Origin of the sequence: Acetobacter papayae JCM 25143 (assembly GCF_000613285.1) — a bacterium.
Classification (GTDB): domain Bacteria; phylum Pseudomonadota; class Alphaproteobacteria; order Acetobacterales; family Acetobacteraceae; genus Acetobacter; species Acetobacter papayae.
Genome location: NZ_BAIN01000010.1, coordinates 48394 through 70252 on the forward strand (window position 1 = coordinate 48394; position 21859 = coordinate 70252).

Consider the following 21859-nt stretch of genomic DNA (forward strand, 5'->3'; position numbering starts at 1 on the left):
ACATATCCTTGCGCCGTATAGCATTTAAGCCGTTTTAGCGACGGCCTCGGCCGGGGCTGGCGTTGCAGCCGGGGCATCGGGCCCCGGGGGGTGCGGAAGATGCGGGTCAGGCGGCAGCAGACGCCGCTCTATCTTGACAGCGGAACTCCCGTGCAACTGCCCAAGACGCCCCTGAAACAACTGCGTCTGCCCGCACTGGAGCCTGACATGAATAGGCGTGCCTGCGCGATGCGGGAAGGTTATCTGCATACCGGGTTTGATACCCAGCACTTCCGCCAGCGGCACGGTTCTTTCTTCCAGCACCGCGGAAACCTCGACATCCGTTTCCATGATTTCGGATATCAGGTGATTTTCCCAGATTGAATCACGACCGAACCGCTCGCCCATGAACTGCTGGGAAAGCTGGTCACGCACGGTTCAAGTGTTGCGTAGGGGATAATCAGATCCAGATTGCCGCTACGGTCTTCCATGTCGATATGCAGCTTGGTCATGACCACGGCGTTGGACGCACGGGCAATCGCTGCAAACCGGGAACTGACCTCCAAGCGCTCAAACGCCAGATCAATCGCACAGACAGGCTGAACGCCGAGGACAGATCATCCAGCGTGAGCGTAATCAGTTTTTCGATCAGCGCACGTTCAATGGCTGTATGCGGGCGGTTTTCTGGTCCGGCATGCCCGGTGCCGCGTGGGCCACCCATAAGGATGTCGATAATGGAATAAGACAGCGAGGAATCAACAACCACAAGCCCGTAATTCTCCCACTGCACCGCCTTGAACACGGCAAAGAGCGAGGAAGAAGGAACGGTGTTCATGTAATCGCCAAAACACATGGAGCGCATGCTCTCCATCGTGATTTCGACGTTGTCATTGGTAAAGTTACGCAGCGTGGAAGACAGGAGCCGCACAAGCCGGTCGAAAACGATTTCGAGCATCGGCAGGCGCTCGTAAGCAACAAACCCTGCCTTGATGATACGCTCTATGCCTGTTTCTTCACGCACAGGGTGCGCTGAAAACGTATTGCCCAGCAGACTGTCGATTTCGGACTGGTCGAGCACATGCCCGCTCATGGAAGCAGCATCATGCTCCGCATCATCGTGCTCATCCTGTGCGGAGGCTGCGGCCTCTACATGATCAGACTCTTCGGCATGCGAGGCCTGCATGTCCGCGCCGACATGAGCCTCATCCGTGGTTGCCTCATGCGGCTCGCCACCAGCCATCGTGTCTTCTGCATCCTGCATGTCGTTTTTCGCCACGGTTTTAATAAATTAGCCCAAATGCACCAGAAAACCCCACCCACAAAAAGACCACGGGCCTACTGGACAAGGAATTCGACAAAATACAGGTTTCTGACTTCCAGCGGCGCTAGTTCCACCCTCAGGCGGCGCATAATGCTTCATGAAGCCGGTAAATACCGTTGCCACGGATATCCTGCGGGCGGGTTTCGTGCAGGTATGTCTGAAAAATATCCTGAATCTGCGGCACGATATTCTGCAAGGCCGCCTCGTTCGGGGCTCCGACAACTTCCACCTTGGCAGTCAGTTTGACATAAACCGGCCTACCATCGCCACTATCAAGGTTGGAGACAATGGTGGGGATACCCAGAATGATCGGCGGATGCAGAGCATCCTGTGCCATCTTGCTATTGCTGGCCATTGTGCTGCCAACAGATTTGAAGAACCTGTCCTTCGCCCAGAAGCCACCGCCCACCAGCAGAAGAAGCACGACCACAACCACGCCGATAATGACCAGCTTCTTTTTCTTGGCCGCACCCGCATGTGCATCCGCGGCATTAGCGGCAGCTGCGCCGTCGGTTACAGTTTCACTCATTTCTGGGCGGCTCCGGTATCATGAGAACACGTATGTAGTACGGTCACTCTAGCGAGAGTTCCATGCGGGCTCAATGGCTTCGACCTGCCATGAACCGTTAAATCATGAATGAAACGACGGCTCACGGCAGCACAAAGCCCGGAACCGGAAATGTAAAACGGCCTTACACTTCTGCACGAAGCATAAAGCCGCATTACTCTGTACCAGACACAAAGCGGGAAACCCGAAGCCCCCGCCCGTTCAGGCCCAGCTTACTGGATCATTGCGATCGTTGCCTGAAGCATCGTGTTGGCCGACGTCACCACCTTGGTGTTAGCCGTGTAAGCTTCCTGCGCCACGATCATGGAGGACAGATCTTTCGTCAGATCGGTTGTTGAGGATTCAACATAACCGACCGAAAGCGTGCCCGTGCCATTTTCGCCAGAAACACCAATATTCGCATTGCCTGAAGACGTTGTGGCCACATAAGCCTGCCCGTCCACAGCTTCCAGACCGTTCACATTGGCAAAGTTAGCCAGCGCGATCTTGCCAATCAGCTGCGTGCCGGTGCTGAACTGCGCCATGACGGAACCATCGCTGGTGATTTCCGCACCTTCATAGGTGCCGGTGGAAATGCTGTCGCTGGTAATCGCGGTGGTGTCGGTATAGGGCGAAGAACTACCGAGTTTGACCGAGCTGGAGGTCAGGTTCATCGTCTGGGTTGTGCCACTGGAATCCGTAAAGGAGATGCTGCCAGTGGTGGAGCCATTGATGGTGTCGATGGAGCCATCGGACTTGAACGTCACCTGAGCCGTGGTCGAGTCAGACGTGGAGGTTGAATACGGGTCCACCAGCTTGACGGTCCAGGTCTGTTCGTCGTTCACGGTGGAGGCTGTCGTCGTATTCTTGGTCCACAGGGCCGAAACTGTGCTGCCGTCAGACAGTGTCAGCGGCGTGGTCATGTAGGTGTCGTCCGTGCCGGTTTCCGCAGCAATATTGACCGCACCGCTCGTGGAATCCATGGTCAGGGTATTGCCGGTGCCCGCAACCAGAGTGCTACCCTGCGACGTACTGGCCGTGCCGCTGCTCGAAGTCGCAACCACTGTACCGCTGGTGGAACCAATGCTCCCCAGATCAAGCTTGATGGTCTGGGCCACGCCGTTATACGTCGCGGTGATAGGAATTTCAGCCGAGGTGCCGGTCGTATTGGCCACAACCGAACCGGTTGCATCCGTAACCGACGTCATGGCACCAGTGCTGCTGTCGAAGGTGACGATGTAGGGCGAAGGCGATGCATTGCTGATCGCGCCGCTACCATCGGCATCATAAGCCTGCACAGTCCATTTGGAGCTATCAGACGTGCTCTGCGTCCATACCAGACCGATCTGATGCGCCGTGCCCGTGGAATCGTAAACGGTGGTCGGAGCCGTGGTGTAGGTCTGATCCGTGCCCGTTGACGTACCCACCGTGGAGGTTGACGTCAGGGTCGTGGTTTCTGTCGGCTTGAACGTCACGTTGGAAACGTTGAGCTGCGTCAGCGTTGTGCCAAGCGTGCCGGTGGACTGATCCACCATATAGCCTTCAAGGTAATACCCACTGGTGTTGACCAGATAACCGGACTTGTCCTCATACACTTCGCCGTTGCGGGTGTAGTAGGTCTGGCCGCTGCTCGTTCCCTTGGAAACGACAAAGAGCCCGTCGCCCGAAATCGAGGTCGCCAGCGCATCGGTGCTGGTGGAGGACGTCCCCTGGTTATCCACGTGCTGGATGGTCAGGGCAGCGACAGAATCGGAAACATCGGCCGAGGCGCTGTTACCGCCCGCACCCGCCACAAAGTCCTGAAAGGCCGTTGTGGTCGCCTTGTAGCCAACGGTCTGGCTATTGGCGATGTTATTACTGAGATTGGTAAATGCGGTCGACTGCGCGTTAATACCGCTTACGGCCGTTGAAAGGGCATTGAAAACCGACATGAGCTGTCCCTGCCTTGCGCGCGCTGCTGTCCGTCCCGTCCGCTTTTCAGCAGAATGACCGTTTACCCTGCCCCTACCACCCTGCACGGGGAAAGCAGAAACCGGATTCCCGACCACACGAGCATGGAATGGCGGCTGAAACATTCCCAGCGCGACACATACTGCCTTGCGTTTGATTAGTGAGTAGCATGCCTGCCATGAAACGCAAGGTTTTCCTAACTATTACCCCCAGAAAACTGCGCCTTCGGGTCAGGAACGCTTAATTCCGCCGCACAACCCGCGATCCGGGGGTTTTGAGCTTCATCACATAGGCAATGATCGCCGCGACAGGCTGAAAATATTCGGGCGGGATCTCGGAATCCACTGGCAGGGTATACAGGCCACGGGCCAGTGTCGGGTTACGCACCACGGGCACTTTTGCATCTTCCGCTGTCATACGGATACGCGCCGCCAGATCATCCATACCCTTGGCCACGATCCGGGGGGCTGTATCAGTGCCACTCTGATATTCGAGCGCCACGGCGTAATGGGTCGGGTTAGTGACCACAACCGTGGCGTTTTTGACTGCCTGAAGCATACGCTGCCGCGCCCGCCTGCGGCGAATCTGCTGCCGCTTGCCTTTGATATGTGGATCACCCTCGGTCTGCCGGGTTTCTTCCTTGATATCCTGAAAGCTCATCCGCAACCCGGTCATACGGTGATAGCGGGTCCACATGTCATCCAGCAGGGCAATGCCGCTCTGCACCACCAGAATTGTAAGCGTTGCGTACAAAAACCACGACACCAGTTCCGATGTCAGATGTGTAAAGCTCCAGCGCTCGGCCTCCGGCGCCACATGAACCGTACCTTTGGCCACCCCATACAGCAGCAGACCAAACACACAGAACTTGATCAGGCTTTTGAGCACTTCCACCAGATTGGTGACACTGAATACCCGTTTGATCCCTTTCAGGGGGGAAAGGCGCGTGATGTCGAATGCAACAGCTTCCGGCCTAAACAGAAAACCTGTTTGTATAAAACCAAAGACTACAACCGTAACCATAATGACCAGCACCAAAGGCCCGGCTAGTCGCGCCCCTTCGATCAGCGCCTGCATGGTTGCGCCATATATGGCAGCATTATCTTGGGGAATACCGTCAAAATGTTCCATGAGCGCGCGCATACGGTGCACAAACACCCGCGCCGCTTCTGCTGTTTCCATGGTGAAAACCATAAGAAACAGAGCCAGAACAACAAACATCTGCAATTCGCGCGACTGGGCAACATTACCCTCCTCGCGCGCGGTTTCAAGCCGTTTGCCTGTCGGGTCTTGTGACCGCTCGCCCCCGCCGGCTCCTTCTTCCGCCATGGCAACCCGCCCCTAATGCCGCGTTGGGCCTGCCCCAATACCGGGCAGTCCCAAAAGCAGATCGCCCATTTTTTCCTGCCAGACCCCGGACATAACCTGCAGCAGCACGGCCAGCAGCAGAACGCCCCCAAGAATCTGGGCAGGCATGGCAATGCCATACACCTGTATCGTGGGCAGCAGACGGTTAAGCACACCCAGCATGGCCGGCCACAAAGTGCCAATCAGCACAAAAGGGGCGGCAAGCTGCATGGCCAGAGCAAAACTCTGCGCCGTGGTGCGGATTACGCTACTGGCCATATCGTCAATCATGGGCATCTGTCCGGGCGGGAACAGGGTGTAAGACCCCACAACAGCAGCCAACGGCAACACATAAAGCCCGGTAGACAGGAAAATGACCGGCACCATGGAGGCACCCAGATGGCTGAGCGCTGTACTGCCCGCCCCCAGTTCCGCATCCGGCTGCAAAACGCTAGCTAGGCCGGTCAGTACTGCGATGATCTGCATGGCGATGTTCATAGCCAGCGCAATCAGCTTGGCCAGCCAGCCGATAAACCCGCCGCACAGCAGTTCACCTGCAATAATCGCCACAATCAGGAACGGACGGTGTATGGCCGCCCCCGTTACTAGAGAGAGCTTATCCTGCACGACCGGCAGAATGGCAAAAGTTGTTACGAGCGCCACCCCTGCCCGCACCTGCATGGGCGATGTCTGCTCCCCCAGGCCGGGAGATGTCATGACCAGAGCACTCACCCGGCAAAGCACCACCAGAAACATGGCAGCCAGTTCGGCCACGGAGCCACCGGGGAAAAGGGAGGTTATAGCCATGTCCACACCAGCCCCTTACGCGCTGGCCACCCCATTACGAACCGCCAACCAGAATCATCTGATCGAAAATGGTGTGGGCGTAGGTATTGAGCGTGGAATACATGAAAGACCCCGTCAGAAGCAGGGCCCCAATGGCAGCAATAAATTTCGGCACAAAGGAAAGTGTTGCTTCGTTGATCTGCGTCATAGCCTGAAACAGCGAGACGAGAACACCAGCACAGAGGGACGCCAGAAGCGACGGCGCCCCCATTTTTACGGCAACAACCAGCGTCTGTCGCAATATTTCATGGACATCGACCGTATGGTTCACGGAACCATGCCTTAGATCGACATTTTCATGACATCCTGATACGCCTGCACGATCTTGTCGCGCACGGTCGTAACGCTCTGCAGGGTCAGTTTGGCTTCTGCTACCGAGGTAGCGATATCAGTCAGGTTACCCTGCCCGGACACACCAAGTGCTGTCTGGGCTTCGGATGTTTTCTGGGTCTGGATCGCACTCTGAATGGCCCCGTTCAGCACAGAACCAAAGCTGGAAACAACATCGGAAGAAGACCCCGTACTCTCATCACCCGCCAGACCATCGGTGGACGCATTAAGGGTCTGCTGTGTCTGCCCGTAAGCATTAAGCGCATCAACACTGCGCGTCGCGAGGTCGCTCGTTATCATTTCAGGCCCTGTGTCTGATCCGCCAAAATCGCCACCGGCAGGGCAAAACCCCGCCTGATACGTACCGCGTGTAAACTAGCCATTAAGACATCACAAGACCAGAGTCTTTTCACCACCACGCCACACTGTCACACTCTTTTCCCGCCCTGTGTGATAGCGACGAAACAGCAGACAAAGACCACATCCACCGGCAAGGCAGGCAAATCCCTCGGCCCTTTAGCTGCATAGTCATGGCAAGATTTTGCAGGATACGGTACTCTGCCGCCCAAGACAGACATGCTCCACTCCGATCAGGGCGCGACAGCCAGCCCGGCAGACCACGGGCCAGCAAGGCCATTCGAAAGCAGGAATTTTAAACGCATGAGGCATTCACTCCCGCTCGCAGGCATCGTGGCACAGTATAAAGCCATACGCACGGCATCCCTGCTTGGCGGCATGGTCACTCTGGGCCTGCTCGCATCGCAGGCCCATGCAACTGGCAAAGCTGCACAGGACATGTCAGCAGACATGGCAGGCCACCACTCCGATATGCCCAATGTTGGTGATGATGGACTGCGCTGCCCCGCCGGAGCCGTACATATTGCGGAAGTGCGCGGCATACTCCGCCAAGGGGGCGATTCCGGGCAGGATCAGCTTCTTGGCGCTGCCTCTGTCGAAGTCTGCGCCAATGATGCCACCAAGTTTTCCGATATCGTCATCCGCGGGGCTTCCACGGCTGATACGGGCAACACATCAGCAGGCGAAAAAACCGGCGTGGATGGCACAATCCAGATTCGTGGCCGCACCGCGCAGATGGACTCCAACATCTATGCCCCTATCAGCGCTGCGGATCTGGCGCAGTGCGCCCAGCAGCAGGACTCCGCGCCCCCGGCCCAGGATGGAGCCGCCGTCTGCAAACCCCACCCCTTTGTGGCCAGTTTTTCCGGCACATGGGTTTTCGGTATCGGAAAATGGACAAATTTTCACGTGGGAACGGACACCGCCGGGAACCCCATAACGCTGATGGTCCGCATTTCCAACGGACCGCTCGAATAAGAAAATCCATTCATTTCAGTGTGTTATAAAAAATATCGGGCTTTTTTGTTTTTTTCGTCCTGACAGAATGAAAGTCAAAATCTGGTAACTTTCTCTTAGCCATTTCGGGCTTTACTGACCAAGAACTGGCGAGGGCCAGTCCGATTTGGCATGGAGAATACTCGTGACTCTTTCAATTAACACCAACGCCTCCGCACTGGTCGCCATCGAAACCCTGGACGCAACCCAGACCTCGCTGAGCAACACCGAAAACGTCGTTTCGACCGGCAAGAAGGTCAACAACGCTTCTGACAACGCCGCTGCTTACTCCATCTCCCAGCAGCTGAGCGGTCAGAACTCCGGCCTGAGCGCCGTGAACTCCGGCCTGACCTTCGCCGCCCAGGTTGTTAACACCACGACGACCGCCGTCAGCAGCATCCTGACCGACCTGAAGTCCATCCAGGGCCTGGTCAATACGCTGACCAACAACCAGACCAGCAGCAGCAGCATCAGCGACACCAGCGACTCCATCACGCAGACGCTGAACGCCATCAACGTTATCGCTCGTAACGCCACGCTGAACGGTGTTAACCTGCTGGTGAACAGCGCCACCGATGGCGTTGGCATCCAGGGCACCAGCCTCACCTACCTGACCAGCCTTGGTGGTGACACGAACGTCATCAGCGGCCTGCACACGGAAATCTCCGGCGCCATGACCTCCGGCGCTCTGGGCACCTCCTTCACCTACGCTGCTGGCTCCGGCTCCAGCCTGACGGACGCCCTGGGCCTGACGAGCGGTCTGGCTTCCAGCGACGCCGCCAGCGCCAACATCTTCGTGACCTCGGGCAACAGCCTGAACACCACGACGTTCGCCTCCGGCGCAGCTGGCAGCACGGCTCAGCAGATGGTGGCCCTGATCGAACAGGCCATCACCGCGATGACCACGATCGCTTCCAAGCTGGGTTCCAACTCCTCCATCATCTCCAGCATGTCCAGCTTCGGCACCACGCTGTCCGACAACATCACTCAGGGCGTTGGCGCTCTGACCGATGCGGACATGTCTGCCGCCAGCGCTCAGCTGACCTCGCTGCAGACCAAGCAGTCGCTGGCCATCAAGTCGCTGACGATCGCGAACTCCCAGTCCCAGAGCATCCTGTCGCTCTTCCAGTAAGAACGACACTCGCTTTAGGGCGCGTTACGGAGCACCCCCGGCCATTTGGCCGGGGGTGTTTCTTTTTGTACTCTCGCGCAAATTTTATATGCCATCTGGTCAGTATCGCCGGAGTAGGATATTTCTTCTGTAGGCTGGTGCTTTTCTTTAGCTGCCAGCAAAACAGGCTACAGATGGTAACACGATGATCCACCCGGCAATGAGAGCCTATCAAGCTGTCAGTGAAACCGCCATTAGCGGCAGAGAGGCCGACGCAGCCTGTTTCAGGCTCCTGCTGGTCGAACTGGAAAAAGCCCGCGACACCACAGACCCAGTCATACGCAGCGCCGTGCTCGACAAGCATCAGAAGATGTGGGGCATTATCATGAAAGCCAATATCAGCGAGACGGGTGCAGCCACGCCGCTGGAAGACCGGGAACTGTTCATACGTCTAGCCGATCAGGCGCAGCGTTATGGTATCAAGTTATTGGTCGACCCGTCGCTCAGCTTTGACCCGCTGATCGATATTGCGCAAAATGTGCTTGAGGGTCTGGAAGCATCGTCCGTTGTCGAAAGCGACATGTCTTACGGCGCTTTATAAAACCCTTACTCTCGTAGCTTATGCCCAAAACGGAAGTTTACTGGCATAAGCTGCCGGGAAGTCAGAACAGATCGACTTCCCCAGCCGGGATCGGCACATGATCGCCCGGCTCCCCCTTCAGAATCCTGACAATCTCACTCAGCTTCACACCTGAATACAGGCTAGGCAGAGGCATGTCTGCTGACAGATCAAGTGCGGGATCAGCCAGAATATTTTTTAAAATTGATACGACTGCCTCGACAGTCTGGGTCGCAACATCGAGTTGTTGCAGGCTCTGTACTTCCTGATCGCACAGAACCAGTGTCTTGGTGCATTCATCCACAGTATTCTGTGCATCGAGAAAAGAGGCGCCGGCTGTTTCGAGCAGTCCCGTCACTTTTTCAAGCGCGTGCTGAACGGAAATCGTTTCAGACGGGAGAGCGGTGTTCATCACAGACGACATTCTCTTTGCATCCTTTTCAGACCCGGCACTCAAAACAGTTCCACATCGGATATTGCTTCTTTTGCCCATTTGCGGCCCGCTTCCGTTTCGCGCCGGTTATAGGCTTCTTCCTGTCGCCCAATAGCCTGGGTATCCTGCACCAGATGCTGTTGCGCCCGGCCTGTTGTCGGCCAGAATCTGACGCGCCTAGCCAGAAAACCACCAAGACTATGCGAAATACACTCTATACCTTCATCAGCAAGGTACTGTTTTACAAAATGGCAGTTCTCATGGCCAACCCGCCCGAGTGACGGAACAACCGCCGCCCCCCCAAATACCTTGCAAACCAGCGTATTGCGGTTGCCCCCGGCTTTCAGGATGCCATTGATCAGCATTTCCATGGAATTCACGCCAAAGCGCAACGCCATGCCATCCTGACCGCCGCCGCCACCAGGCAGGAGGAAATGGTTCATCTCCCACATGAGCGGTCGGGTCAAACATACAGACTGAAATACATGAACCCAGCAGGGTCACAAGCACAGTGGAAGGGTTATCCGAGATAACCACCTCCCCCTGAATAACAGTCGTAGCGCCCTCAATATGCCTCACGTGATAGGCCCGAACACTTTTTCCAGAACTTCACGCAGTTTCGCTACCGTATAAGGCTTGGCCAGAAAGTTATTGACGCCCGCCTTCACGGCTTCCTGCACCAGATCCTTGCTGGCTTCACTGGTCAGAATAATAAAGGCGACCTTCTGGGTCTTGGGGTTGGCACGCACCGCTTTCAGCAACGCCAGCCCATCCATAACCGGCATGTTGAAATCGGAAATAACAAGATGTGCCGGGTTCTGATCAAGATACTCGACAGCTTCCTTGCCATCCTTACGCTGGGCAATGTTCGTAAACCCAAGCTGGGCAAGGCTATTGGCCAAGACCTGCCGAATGGACGACTGGTCATCAACAATAAGAGCCCTGATCTGCGATGCCGCTGGCATTGTCTAACCCTTTTCCCGTTTTTTATTTACGGCCAACACGCCGTTCCCGCCATCGCAGGCGGTATTCCACCCATATAGTTCTTTAATGCGCCCGCATGGCCATGGCTGCCATCGCAATCTGACTCAGGGGAACGATATGCTCCGCCGCCCCGATTTCAGCCGCGACCCTCGGCATGCCATAGACTACCGAGGACGCCTTGTCCTGAGCAATCGTCTGCGCTCCTGCACGGCGCATGGCAAGCAGCCCTTCTGCACCATCCTGCCCCATACCGGTCAGGATAACACCAAGAGCTTCCCGCCCTACCGCCTCCGCCACGGAATCGAACAGCATGTCTACCGAAGGACAATGGCCATTTACTGGCGGCGCGCTCAGCAAGCGCGTCATATAATGACCATCTCGCCGTTCAACCACCATATGCCGTTCACCGCCAGGTGCAATCCTGACATCCCCATGGTTCAGAACCTCACCGTCCTTGCCCTCAGCAATGGAAAGTGCAGTGATTTTCTGATTAAGCCGGTTCGAAAAACTAGCTGTAAACAGCGCAGGCATGTGCTGGCAGATCACGATAGGAGGGCTCTGCCGTGGAAAACCCGACAGCACCTGCTCGAGTGCTTCCACTCCGCCGGTTGAAGAACCAATGGCCACCAGCTCAAACGCCCGGGCCCAGTTCCGTTCAGGGCCATGCGGCACCACACTGGCTGATACAGCCTGCGAGGCCCCGGCCCGTGCACCGGGGCAGGAATGCGCCGCCTGAATAACAAGCCGTGCCAACCCCGCAAAGGCATCTGTTCCCATAACCGAAACCGGTTTGGGAAAGCAGTCAAACGCCCCCATCTGCAACGCGGTAATGGCCGTTTCGGCACCACGCGCGGTCAGCGCTGAAACCATAACAACCGGGATCGGCCGCAGGCGCATGATTTTTTCAAGAAACTGCAGCCCGTTCATACCGGGCATTTCAACGTCCAGAGTAATGACGTCGGGCTGGTCCTTGATAATCAGATCGCGCGCTTCAATCGGATTGGCTGCTTCGCCACAGATAACAATCTGGGGGTACTGCTCAAACGAGCGGCGGATAAGCGCGCGTATTGTCCGTGAGTCATCGACCACGAGAACCTTTACAGGTTGCTCCATGGTTTACGAGTCCTTTCTATAAATAGTGGGGGCAACCTGTTCCAGACGGCACTGTGTGGTCGTGGCAACCCGCTCCGAATGGCCGACATACAGGAACCCGCCCGGCTCCAGACGATCTGCCAGACGACGCCACAATTTCTCGCGCGTTTCATCGTCAAAATAAATGACCACGTTCCGGCAGAAAATCGCGGAAAATGTGCCCTTGATCGGCCATTCGGCGTTCAGGTTCAGAACCCGAAAAGCAGGCAACTGGCAGATAGGCCCTGTAAAGCGCAGGTTACCGTCTCCACAGGGTTCCATAAATTTCTTACGGTTTTCCGCCGAGATACCATCCGTCTCAGAAGGCGGGTACGTACCGCTGGCAGCCTGAGCCACCACTTCGGAATTGATATCGGTGGCCAGTAGCCGGACATCGTGCGAGGCCGCATCAGGAATGACCGACATGACGGACATGGCCATGCTCCATGGCTCCGGCCCGGTTGAACAGGCTGCGGACCATAAACGCACGCGCCCACCGCTGCGGGCTGTGCGGGCAAGGCGAGGCAGCACTTCGGCCTCGAGGTGCTCAAAGTGCTTTTTTTCCCTGAAAAAGCTCGTCACATTCGTGGTCAGGGCGCAGATGAGCTTTTCCATCTCCGGCTTGCCAGCGGGAGTTTTCACAAAGTCCAGATAACTCTGGAACGAGCCATAACCCAGCTCCCGCAACCTGCGGGAAAGACGCGAGTAAACAAGCGTTTTTTTGGAATCGGGCAGGCTGATTCCCGCTTCCTCAAAGGCTATACCGCGCACCCGTTGAAAATCAGCGTCGGTATAATCCGTCTCCGCACCCGGCATCAGGGACTTCATTCGGTGACCATGTCCCCAACGAGTTCACCCACAACGGTTTCAAGCTGCAGCACGCCAATCATCCGGTCATTAACCATGACAAGGCCGCTCAGGCTGCTGCTTTCCTCGGACACCGCCTGCACGTCATTCATGTCGATATCAGCCATGTCGATCACGCGATCAACCAGCAGGCCGCAGACAACGCCGTTTTTAGATTCGACAATAATCGCAACACGGCGCGGGTTATCGGCCTGCGGCTGGATGTTGAGATAAATGGCCAGATCAATAACTGTCAGAATAATGCCACGCAGGTTGATTGCGCCACACACATAATGAGGGGCAAACGGCAGGGCCGTGGTTTTTTCAAACCCACGGATTTCGCGCACGCTCAGGATAGGAATACAGTATTCCTGATCCCCGATGGCAAACACGATCATTTTGACAATCTTGCGTCCACGCCGTCTTCTTTGTTTTTTTCCGTCATCCCCGGCTTCCTTGCTCAAACACAGCGCGCCCCATCAAAAATCCGCTCAGGCTGCCAGCCCGGTGCGGACATTCGATGGCCTGTTATCTATCTTGCGGATCGCTGTACCAATCAGCGCCGGTACATCCAGAATAAGAGATACGCTCCCATCTCCCAGAATGGTGGCGGCGGACACGCCAGAGATCTGCCGGTAGTTCTTTTCGATACTCTTGATCACCACCTGTGTCTGATCGCGGATTTCATCCACCACCAGTGCAGCCCGACCACCGGATTCGTTCTCGACCACCAGAATAACCGCGTTGGCCAGAGCCTCCTGCGTGGGGGCTTTCGACAGCCCCAGTTCCGCCGCAAGCGGGATCAGCGGCATGCAAGTTCCACGGATGGAAATGATGTTTCCACCATCGGGCAGCAGATACACATCACGATGGTCGATCATCATGGTTTCCACCACCGACGAAATCGGAATCACCATGGTGGACTCACCGGCTTCGATCAACATGCCATCCAGCACGGCCAGCGTCAGCGGCAGGCTGAGGCTGAAGGTCGTGCCCTCACCCGGCACGCTCTGAATGGTCACGCGGCCGCCAAGGCTGAGAATAGCCTGTTTGACAACATCCATGCCAACACCGCGCCCGGAAAGGTCGGATACGGTAGCCGCCGTTGAAAAGCCGGGAGCGAAAATAAGGTTATTGATCTCATCATCGCTCAGCACCGCATCCGGTGCCACAATCCCGCGTTTGACGGCAGTTTCCAGCACGCGCTGACGGTTGATGCCGCCCCCATCATCCTTGATGGTAATAAGGATACGGCCAGAACGATGCCCCGCTGAAAGCAGGATATGCCCTTCCGCCGGTTTGCCGGCAGCAAGACGATCTTCCACTTTTTCGATACCGTGGTCCACGGCATTGCGCAGCATGTGCGTCAGCGGGTCGGTCAGTTTTTCGACCAGCGTGCGGTCAACCTCGGTGTCTTCACCTTCCAGCAGAAGGACAACGTCCTTCTTGGTCATGGAGCAGGCTTCACGCACAACGCGCTGCATACGCTGGAACACACTACGCACCGGCTGCGCGCGCACCGCCATGACAGCATCCTGAATGTCACGCGTCAGGGACTGCATGCTGTTGATGCTCTGCGTCAGTTCCTGCTGGATGGAACCATCATTCCGGCGCGACAGGGCTTCAATCGCAGCCTGAGCAATAACCAGTTCGCCCACCAAATCCATCAGATCGTCAATACGGTGCAGATCAACACGGATGGAAGCGACCTGCTCCGCCTTGCGGGCCGGAGCCTGTTGATTACCCGCAATGGCGTTTGTAACAGCGGCGGGCGCCACATCATGCACAGGGGCTGCGGGAGCCACCACAGGAACCGGGGCCTGTGCAACCGGGGCAACCGGTTCAGGCGCGACTATCGCTGCCGGTTCTGGTTCAGCGGGGGTTTCTTCAACAGCACCCTCATGGGTAATGCTGAAGTCACACACATCGCTAACCCAGTCAAAAACACCATGCACGCTTTCTTCCGACACGGCAGCGGGCAGGACAACCCGCCAGGACAGGCAGGAACGCGTAGGTGACAACGCATTGAAAGCAGGCAGGCCACTGGTGTCGCAGGTGGCTGTCATAGCCCCGCCTTCCACCGCAACCGCTAGGTCACGCAGGCCGATCAGAAGGTTGCGGGCATCGTCACCGCGTTCGTACATAGCGTCATGCGGGCGGAAGCTCACCACCAGATCGGGCGCTGCCTCGGGGGCATCAAACCCGAAATCCATGTCTACGGGAATGGGCTCGAAGTCCATGGGAACCGGGACGAAATCCATCGGCACAGGCACAAAATCCTGCGGCACGACATCTTCCGCCGGCTTGGGCGCGCCATCGCTGTTGATGATCGCCTCAAGTTCGGACTGGCTTTCCGCCACCCGGACATGATCCACCCCGGCCCCGCCCCGCGCTTCCGATACCAGATCGCTCAGAACATCCATGGCCTTGAGAAAGGTCTTCATGATGTCATGCGTGGGGACAATCCGCCCCGAGCGCAGGCCATCAAGAGAACTTTCAAACACATGCGCAAAGCGCACAAGATTTTCGAGACCAAAGGAGGCAGCCCCCCCCTTGATCGAATGAACGGCCCGGAAGACGGCATTAATGGTCTCGTGATCCGAATCCCCGTCAGACAGGGCACTCAGACCGCGTTCCAGCTCCTGTAGCTGTTCGTCACACTCCTGAAAAAAAACCAGGAGGATATCGTCCATGTCACCACTCATTCCGGCGCCCTTTCCTTCAGGCCGTAACCCGGCGGATTGCCGCCAGCAGACTTTCAGTACTGAACGGTTTGACAATCCACCTGTGGCGCCAGCCTCGCGGGCTCGGGCCTTCTTTTCTGGATCGCTTTCCGTTGTCAGGACAATCACAGGCAGGTGCTTGTACTGGTCAAGCTTGCGCACAGCCTCGATCACCTCGAAACCATCCATGCGCGGCATGTTGATGTCGGTAATCACGGCCTTGGGCGGCGGGTTCGCGGCCTGCAGAACTTCAAGACCCTCAACGCCGTCTCCACCCTGGATCACGTCGTAGCCAGCACCTTCCAAAACCTTGCGCAACATGCCCTGCATGGTTCTGGAGTCATCAATTGTCAGGACACGCACGCCCTTATTATCCGTCATAATCTATTGCTCCTTGGAGGAGGCTGGCTGTCCGGGCAAAAACGCGCCAACCCCAAAAAGGCGTATGCTTCCCTGAACGGCTCGGACGGAGCCGCCACAGTACATCCACTTGCAAGAAGAAGCTGCAAGCAAAGCCACCAACATAAGTCACGCCTGACGCATCCAGGCTGACAGCTTCAGGCGCGGCCTGAGCCAGCGCATCTTCAATCAGTTTTTTCAGACCAGCCGCCCCTGCCGTATCCAGTCGTTCGGGCAGGGTTACGGTCACGGCCGACACAGCAGCACCTGAAGCATTTGCCATTAGAACTCCTCCCAACCCTGGTCAGAAGAGGTTGTCGGGAGAGAGGAAGAAACCGCAGGCACCGGGCGGGAGGGGGCAACCTCGCGGCTGACCGGCTTCAACGCCACGGTTTCACGCGGCCGGGGCGGCGGAGGCGGCGGAGCGCTGTTGTCCGGGCCATCTTCCTTGCGGCGGTTGATACGGAAGCGGCTCAGCGTCTGTGTCAGCGTGCGGGTTTCGGCAGTCAGATTATGGCTGGCGGCGGTTGTTTCTTCCACCATCGCAGCGTTCTGCTGCGTCACCTGATCCATATCGCCGATAGACACTGTGATTTCAGACAGGCGGGTCGCCTGATCCTGCGTGGCACCAGAAATTTCTTCCACGCGGGTCGCAATGTTCTGGGTGCTGCCGGAGAACTCGCTCAGATAGCGGCCCGTCTGCTGCACCAGATCCACACCCTTGTCGACCTGTTCTGCCGAAACGGAAATCAGATGCTTGATTTCGCTGGCTGAAGTAGCGGACTGCTCAGCCAATGAACGCACTTCCTGCGCAACCACGGCAAAACCACGTCCGGCTTCGCCCGCACGGGCAGCTTCGACACCGGCGTTAAGCGCCAGAACATTGGTCTGGAAGGCAATACCATCAATAACGGAAATGATTTCACCAATGGAATCGGAGGATTTTTTAATCCCGTCCATGGCCTTGGTGGCCTCTTCCATAACGTCGCTGGCCAACCGCACTTTTTCGAGTGAGCGCTTGCTTTCGGCGCTGGCATCCGTGCAGGCCTTGGCAGTCAGCTGCACACCATCGCGGATGGTCCGCACCGTAGCTGCTGCCTGCCCCAGATTGGCAGCCTGTTTTTCCGTACGCTTGGCCAGATCATCAGATGCCGTGGCAATTTCCGTGGCACCCGTTGCAATCAACTGGGAGTTATTGGCAACCGCGAGCAATGCGCCATTGAGGCGCGTAACGGAATTATTGAACGCCTTACGCAGCGGGTCGAATTCGCCATCGAAGATCGGGTCGGTCAACTGCTTGCGCAGATCGCCCTGAGCCATCTCCTCGAGAGCACTGCCCAGCGCTTCGATAATCATGTGCGTCTGACGGTCACGATCCTGGCTGAGGGCAAGAGACTTCTTGATTTCCTCAGCCATCGCTTCCTGACGGGACTTGGCATCGGTCTGCTCACGCACGCTGCGCGCGAATTCGACCATGACGCGCGACAGCCTGCCGGATTCATCACGGTTATCAAGAAACTGCACGTTGTTGTCACGGACTTCGCCCCGGCCAAGCTGCTCGCCAACAACGACCAGACTTTCCAGCGGCTGTGTGACCACGCGGGTCAGCATCACCCAGATCATGAAAACAACGACTTCGCCGAAACCGAGCGCGCTCATGTTCATGAGGAACATGTGTTCCACGGGCTCATGTACCAGATAGCCGACACCCTCAATCAGGATCTGGAGCATCAGATACGCTTCCAGACAGAGCATCACGGTTCTGATTTTGACGCGGAAGGTGGCGTCCTTGTACAGCCAGTTCAACATGCCAATCTAACTTCCCTTCATGCTCGCGGGGTGCTGCAAAAAACCGCGCCCACACGCATTACCACCACGGGCAACACATCGGCAGGAGAACCTGCGCACCATCCGCGCCCATTAGTCAAAAGACAATACTGCCTTACCAACAATCCAGGCTTCCCCAAGGGACTTGGCCGTGTCTGCTTTCAGGCCGACTAACAGCAAGAAAGCAGGACCACGCCCCCGCTCCGCATACCTGATTGTTGCACCATTGCTGGTCGGGCTCCGATATAATTCAGGGCACCCACCAAAACAGAAAAAATAATCAACAGGCTACAATCAGAAGCATCAAACAGGAATCCTTAAAATCCTTGCTTAGATACTACATGGAAATAAATATTGGACAACCCGTCACAACATGGGCTGCTGCCCGCAAACCGCTGAAAACAGCCCCGTGAGAAAAGGGTTTTGGAAAAGTGTTTCCGCAATATATCCGGCAACATGGATGAAATTTAACGTCTTTATAACAAAGCCGCCCTACCCGCCGAAACTGCGCACCAATCCACCCGCTACCATCTGCCATCCATCCACCATGACAAAAAAGATCAGCTTGAACGGCAGCGAAATTGTTGCCGGGGGCAACATCATCATACCCAAGCTCATCAGCACACTGGCTGTCACAAGGTCGATGACGAGAAACGGCAGGTAGAGCAGGAACCCCATCTCAAACCCGCGGCTCAGTTCCCCGATCATGAAGGCCGGCATGATCACGCGCCACGGGGTTTCCGATGGCACCTTGGGGGTAGGCAGATTGGCCAGATGCAGGAATGTTGTCACATCCGCCGGGCGGGCATTGGCCAGCATGAATGTTCTGAACGGCTCCGCTGCGGCCTTCAGCCCATCCATCTCGCTCATATGTCCATCGATCATGGGAGCTACGCCCTGCACCCATGACTGCTCAAAAACCGGCTGCATGACAAAAAATGTCAGAAACAGCCCCAACCCGATCAGAACCGTATTGGGCGGCGTACCCTGCGCCCCCAGCGCACCGCGCAGGAGCGAAAGCACAACAATAATCCGGGTAAACGCCGTTACCATCACCAGCAGGCTAGGTGCCAGCGACAGGATGGTAATCAGCGCCGTAAGCTGGATAAGCCTGCTGGCGGTTCCGGTATCCCCCGTCCCCTTACCCAGATCGAGCGTTACGGACTGGGCAACGGCCTGCCCGCCCATGACCGTAATGGCAACCGCCACGACAACCGCAAGCAGTGAACCCGCCAGCAGCCATTTCTGCCCGCCTGACAGAATACCCGCCAGAGTCCTTTTACCGGTAAGCCTGTCAGTCATGCGGAACCATTGCTGAAAATTGGGGCGTATTTTCCAAAGTGGCTTCATCGTCTGTCCACCCCAGAAAAACATCTGTGCCGCCCCCTGTCAGGATCACGCCTGTTCGGGCACCGCAGCGGATCAGGCTCAGTCTCCTGCGCTGATCAAGGGCCAGACTTTCCAGAACAGCCAGATGCCGGGTCTGCCGTTTGGCGGCAACATAAGGCAGCAGTTTTTTCAGCACTTTCTGGCTGAGCAGAATAAGGCAATGACCAGAACGAACGAGCCGCAATACACCAGCCATGGCATGATGAAAGCACCTGTTCCCGCAGCGAGGCTCCCTGCGGGGCTACGCCACTTGCCGCCGTTCCGGACATGGCCGCCCCTTTAGTTGGATGTAGGGGTCGAGGACAGGATTTCCGTCATCGTGACGCCAATGTAATTGTCATCCACCACCACGATTTCGCCTCGGGCGATCAGGCGGTTGTTGGCATAGATATCGACAGCTTCACCCAGCTTCTTGTCCAGTTCCACAACCGCACCACGCCCAAGACGCAGCAACTGGCTGACTGGCATGGTAGCCGTACCGATAACAGCCGTGATCTTGACCGGAATATCGTATACGGCCTCCATCTGGCTGCCGCCGCCCGCCGCCTTGGCGGCCGTATCGTCCTGACCGGCTGTGTCCGCAGGCTGCTCCGGCGCCGCGGAGGTTGCGAAATCCTCTAACCCGATGGGTTCGTTACCTGAAGTCATGATCCTCTCCGCCTTGTCTTATTCCGCCGGTTTATTCAGCTTGATCCGCTGCTTTGCCAGAGCCGTAACGGCAGCAACAATCTTTTCCGTAACGGACTTACGCCATTGCTGCGGGTCAATGACAATGGTGTTCGCTGGCGATGCAATGCTTATCGCACCTTCCGCCTGCTCTGGCACCATTTCAATCCGCACAGCCGCACTGTCCCTGAAAATTTCCTGTAGGCGTGCCCCGTCCACAGGGCCACAGCGCACTGTCACTGCCCCTTCGCAATCTCTCACGAAGGCTGCGGCGTCCGCCACCAGATCCCGCCGGACACCCTCAAGCACATCCTCATGCAGGGCGGCAAGCTGCGCCACAATATCCACTACCGTGCTGACAAATGAATCTGCCGCCGTTTTCAGCGCCTCATCACGTCGGGCATCTTCCGCCAGAAACTCAGCCTCAAGTGCAGAAAAATTGCTGGTATAAGCAACACGCAGCGCTTCTTCCTTTTCGGCAGAGCCTTTTTCAAACCCTTCCTGAAAAGCCGCAGCCTTCAGCTCTTCAAGCTGTTCGGGCGTCATGGACACCAGATCAAGATCGGGTTCCGGCTCTTCCTCAGGCTCTGGCTGCTTGACGACAACAGGCGTTGCGTTCAGATCCGCGCCAAAATCTTCCAGTTCGATCGGCCGCCCACGCCCCTGAACAATACCACCTTCAGGGACAACAAAATGCGCGATCTCACCTGCCACCTGTTTTGAAACAGGGTGAAAGGGCACAAAACCATCCGTCACGGAATAATCTCGTCGTTGCCACCGCTTTCGGTCAGGTCGATCTCGCCTGCATTGGCCATGTTCTTGATGGTCGCGACGATTTCAGACTGCGCCGTATCCGCATCCTTCACGCGCACAGGGCCAAGGGCTGAAATTTCTTCCATAAGAATACTACCCGCACGCTTGGACATGCACTGCAGGAACATGTTGCGCACCGTCTCGGAAGCACCTTTGAGCGCCAGAGGCAGTTTTTCACGGTCGATCTCACCAACAATGCGCATAAGCGCTTCGTGCGGCAGACGTTTGATATCTTCAAAGGTGAACATCAACGCCTTCACCTTTTCCATATCCTCGTGATTTCTCTTGTCCATCGCTTCCATCAGACGGGTTTCCGTCTTGCGATCGAAGTTATTGAACACTTCGGCCAGCAATTCGTAACTGTCGCGCTTGGCCGAACGACCCAGCGAGGAAATGAACTCGGAGCGCAGCGTGGATTCGACGCTGTCCAGCACCTCGCGCTGCACGGTTTCCATATGCAGCACACGCATCATCACGTCTGTTGCATAGTCCTCGGGCAACAGGGAAAGGATGCGCGCGGCATGGGCAGGCTGCAGGCGGCTGAGAATAACTGCGGCGGTCTGCGGGTATTCGCTGCGCAGGTAGTTGGCCAAAACCGTTTCCTGCACATTGCCCAGCTTGTCCCACATGGTACGGCCGGCCGGACCACGGATTTCGTCCATGATCTTGTCGACCTGCTCCGAAGGCAGGGCCTTTCGCAGAAAATCTTCCGTCGTTTCGTAAGTTCCCACCAACCCTTCGGGAGATTCGAAGTTTTTGGTGAACTCGTGACAGACAGCCTCAACCACTTCCGCCCGCACCACGCCCAGACTGGACATGGCTACGGAAATATCACGCAGTTCATCCTCATGCAGCAGCTTGAGCACTTTGGCAGCCTGATCACGCCCGATCGCAAGCATGAGAACGGCGGCTTTCTGCTTGCCACTCAGTGCATGCGCGGCATTGGGATGCGCAAAGGAGTTGTTACCGTTTTCAAACGTGGTCAGACCTGCCTCAGACACGCGTCATGCTCCTTTCTTGGGGTCAGGCATGGCCAGCCAGTTCCTGATAATAAAGACCGTCTCGCGCGGATTTTCTTCGATCCGGGCAGCAACCTTGGCAATCGCGCCCATACGGACCCGACCCGCGACCTGATCGAGTGTAACGGTTTCATCTTCGTCAAATTCAGGCTCGCCATCCTTGCCTGCAGTTCCACCACCAGAACCAATCCGCGCGGCATTGCCACCCGCTCCGGTAGCACCCGGC

The 21859-nt window shown here is 56.7% G+C and carries 24 protein-coding genes and 2 pseudogenes; 3 read left to right on the forward strand and 23 right to left on the reverse strand.

Translation table 11 applies throughout. From position 1 onward, the window contains the following. Positions 1-24 precede the first annotated feature (24 nt). The 8 genes and pseudogenes from JCM25143_RS23440 to JCM25143_RS04480 form a co-directional block, all read right to left on the reverse strand. A complete protein-coding gene (locus JCM25143_RS23440) occupies positions 25-330 on the reverse strand; it encodes a FliM/FliN family flagellar motor switch protein (protein ID WP_234394964.1) in 306 nt (101 codons plus the stop codon). Positions 331-341: 11 nt separating this feature from the next. Then, a pseudogene (locus tag JCM25143_RS23450) lies at positions 342-1240 on the reverse strand (hypothetical protein). 136 nt (positions 1241-1376) lie between these two features. Then, a complete protein-coding gene (locus JCM25143_RS16870; protein ID WP_051542888.1) occupies positions 1377-1829 on the reverse strand; it encodes a flagellar basal body-associated FliL family protein in 453 nt (150 codons plus the stop codon). Positions 1830-2080: 251 nt separating this feature from the next. Beyond that, positions 2081-3778, reverse strand: coding sequence for a flagellar hook-basal body complex protein (locus tag JCM25143_RS04460; RefSeq protein WP_025860164.1), 1698 nt, complete (start codon positions 3776-3778; stop codon positions 2081-2083). A 259-nt stretch (positions 3779-4037) separates the two neighbouring features. Further along, positions 4038-5126 carry an EscU/YscU/HrcU family type III secretion system export apparatus switch protein gene (locus JCM25143_RS04465; protein WP_025860165.1) on the reverse strand — a complete coding sequence of 363 codons (1089 nt, stop codon included), beginning with the start codon at positions 5124-5126 and terminating at the stop codon, positions 4038-4040. A gap of 12 nt (positions 5127-5138) precedes the next feature. Next, a complete protein-coding gene (locus JCM25143_RS04470; protein ID WP_025860166.1) occupies positions 5139-5951 on the reverse strand; it encodes a flagellar biosynthetic protein FliR in 813 nt (270 codons plus the stop codon). Positions 5952-5985: 34 nt separating this feature from the next. Then, complete coding sequence (locus JCM25143_RS04475) at positions 5986-6261, reverse strand: flagellar biosynthetic protein FliQ (RefSeq protein WP_025860167.1); 276 nt, start codon at positions 6259-6261, stop codon at positions 5986-5988. Between the two features lie 11 nt (positions 6262-6272). Beyond that, a complete protein-coding gene (locus tag JCM25143_RS04480) occupies positions 6273-6620 on the reverse strand; it encodes a flagellar hook-basal body complex protein FliE (protein ID WP_234394967.1) in 348 nt (115 codons plus the stop codon). 360 nt (positions 6621-6980) lie between these two features. On the opposite strand from JCM25143_RS04480, the gene JCM25143_RS04485 reads away from it, so the two are divergent. The 3 genes from JCM25143_RS04485 (at position 6981) to JCM25143_RS04495 (ending at position 9385) form a co-directional block, all read left to right on the forward strand. Next, the gene (locus tag JCM25143_RS04485; RefSeq protein WP_025860169.1) at positions 6981-7655 is read left to right on the forward strand and encodes a hypothetical protein; all 675 of its coding nucleotides are present in this window, start codon (positions 6981-6983) and stop codon (positions 7653-7655) included. A 163-nt stretch (positions 7656-7818) separates the two neighbouring features. Beyond that, positions 7819-8805 (forward strand): flagellin, encoded by a 987-nt coding sequence (locus JCM25143_RS04490; RefSeq protein WP_025860170.1) that lies wholly within the window; start codon positions 7819-7821, stop codon positions 8803-8805. A 184-nt stretch (positions 8806-8989) separates the two neighbouring features. Next, positions 8990-9385: a flagellar biosynthesis regulator FlaF gene (locus JCM25143_RS04495; protein ID WP_025860171.1), complete on the forward strand. Its 396-nt coding sequence runs from the start codon at positions 8990-8992 to the stop codon at positions 9383-9385. A gap of 61 nt (positions 9386-9446) precedes the next feature. Here the strand turns inward: JCM25143_RS04495 and JCM25143_RS04500 are convergent, their stop codons facing one another. The 15 genes and pseudogenes from JCM25143_RS04500 to JCM25143_RS22250 form a co-directional block, all read right to left on the reverse strand. After that, positions 9447-9827 (reverse strand): hypothetical protein, encoded by a 381-nt coding sequence (locus JCM25143_RS04500; protein WP_025860172.1) that lies wholly within the window; start codon positions 9825-9827, stop codon positions 9447-9449. A gap of 29 nt (positions 9828-9856) precedes the next feature. Continuing rightward, positions 9857-10279: a chemotaxis protein CheD gene (locus tag JCM25143_RS16875; protein ID WP_234394968.1), complete on the reverse strand. Its 423-nt coding sequence runs from the start codon at positions 10277-10279 to the stop codon at positions 9857-9859. A gap of 132 nt (positions 10280-10411) precedes the next feature. Next, entirely contained in the window at positions 10412-10801 is a 390-nt protein-coding gene (locus JCM25143_RS04510; protein WP_025860173.1) for a response regulator, read from the reverse strand. 82 nt (positions 10802-10883) lie between these two features. Then, positions 10884-11933, reverse strand: a complete 1050-nt coding sequence (locus JCM25143_RS04515; RefSeq protein WP_025860174.1) for a protein-glutamate methylesterase/protein-glutamine glutaminase — start codon at positions 11931-11933, stop codon at positions 10884-10886. 3 nt (positions 11934-11936) lie between these two features. Then, positions 11937-12779 (reverse strand): CheR family methyltransferase, encoded by an 843-nt coding sequence (locus tag JCM25143_RS04520; protein WP_025860175.1) that lies wholly within the window; start codon positions 12777-12779, stop codon positions 11937-11939. Then, the gene (locus JCM25143_RS04525) at positions 12776-13195 is read right to left on the reverse strand and encodes a chemotaxis protein CheW (RefSeq protein ID WP_025860176.1); all 420 of its coding nucleotides are present in this window, start codon (positions 13193-13195) and stop codon (positions 12776-12778) included. The genes JCM25143_RS04520 and JCM25143_RS04525 overlap by 4 nt, the downstream gene beginning before the upstream one ends. A 93-nt stretch (positions 13196-13288) precedes the next feature. Then, complete coding sequence (locus JCM25143_RS04530) at positions 13289-15901, reverse strand: chemotaxis protein CheW (RefSeq protein ID WP_081773470.1); 2613 nt, start codon at positions 15899-15901, stop codon at positions 13289-13291. Further along, positions 15891-16178 carry an STAS domain-containing protein gene (locus JCM25143_RS16880; protein WP_199897827.1) on the reverse strand — a complete coding sequence of 96 codons (288 nt, stop codon included), beginning with the start codon at positions 16176-16178 and terminating at the stop codon, positions 15891-15893. The genes JCM25143_RS04530 and JCM25143_RS16880 overlap by 11 nt, the downstream gene beginning before the upstream one ends. Before the next feature lie 23 nt (positions 16179-16201). Then, on the reverse strand, positions 16202-17728 hold the full coding sequence (locus JCM25143_RS04540) for a methyl-accepting chemotaxis protein (protein ID WP_025860178.1): 1527 nt from the start codon (positions 17726-17728) through the stop codon (positions 16202-16204). A 510-nt stretch (positions 17729-18238) separates the two neighbouring features. Continuing rightward, a complete protein-coding gene (gene fliP / locus JCM25143_RS04545) occupies positions 18239-18934 on the reverse strand; it encodes a flagellar type III secretion system pore protein FliP (RefSeq protein WP_051542896.1) in 696 nt (231 codons plus the stop codon). A 106-nt stretch (positions 18935-19040) separates the two neighbouring features. Beyond that, complete coding sequence (locus JCM25143_RS16885) at positions 19041-19331, reverse strand: flagellar biosynthetic protein FliO (RefSeq protein ID WP_234394970.1); 291 nt, start codon at positions 19329-19331, stop codon at positions 19041-19043. 83 nt (positions 19332-19414) lie between these two features. Beyond that, complete coding sequence (fliN, locus tag JCM25143_RS04555) at positions 19415-19783, reverse strand: flagellar motor switch protein FliN (protein WP_025860180.1); 369 nt, start codon at positions 19781-19783, stop codon at positions 19415-19417. 18 nt (positions 19784-19801) lie between these two features. Further along, entirely contained in the window at positions 19802-20557 is a 756-nt protein-coding gene (locus JCM25143_RS04560; protein ID WP_025860181.1) for a FliH/SctL family protein, read from the reverse strand. Continuing rightward, the gene (gene fliG / locus JCM25143_RS04565) at positions 20554-21600 is read right to left on the reverse strand and encodes a flagellar motor switch protein FliG (protein WP_267879915.1); all 1047 of its coding nucleotides are present in this window, start codon (positions 21598-21600) and stop codon (positions 20554-20556) included. The genes JCM25143_RS04560 and fliG overlap by 4 nt, the downstream gene beginning before the upstream one ends. 18 nt (positions 21601-21618) lie before the next feature. Further along, a pseudogene (locus tag JCM25143_RS22250) lies at positions 21619-21859 on the reverse strand (flagellar basal-body MS-ring/collar protein FliF); the annotation flags it as partial.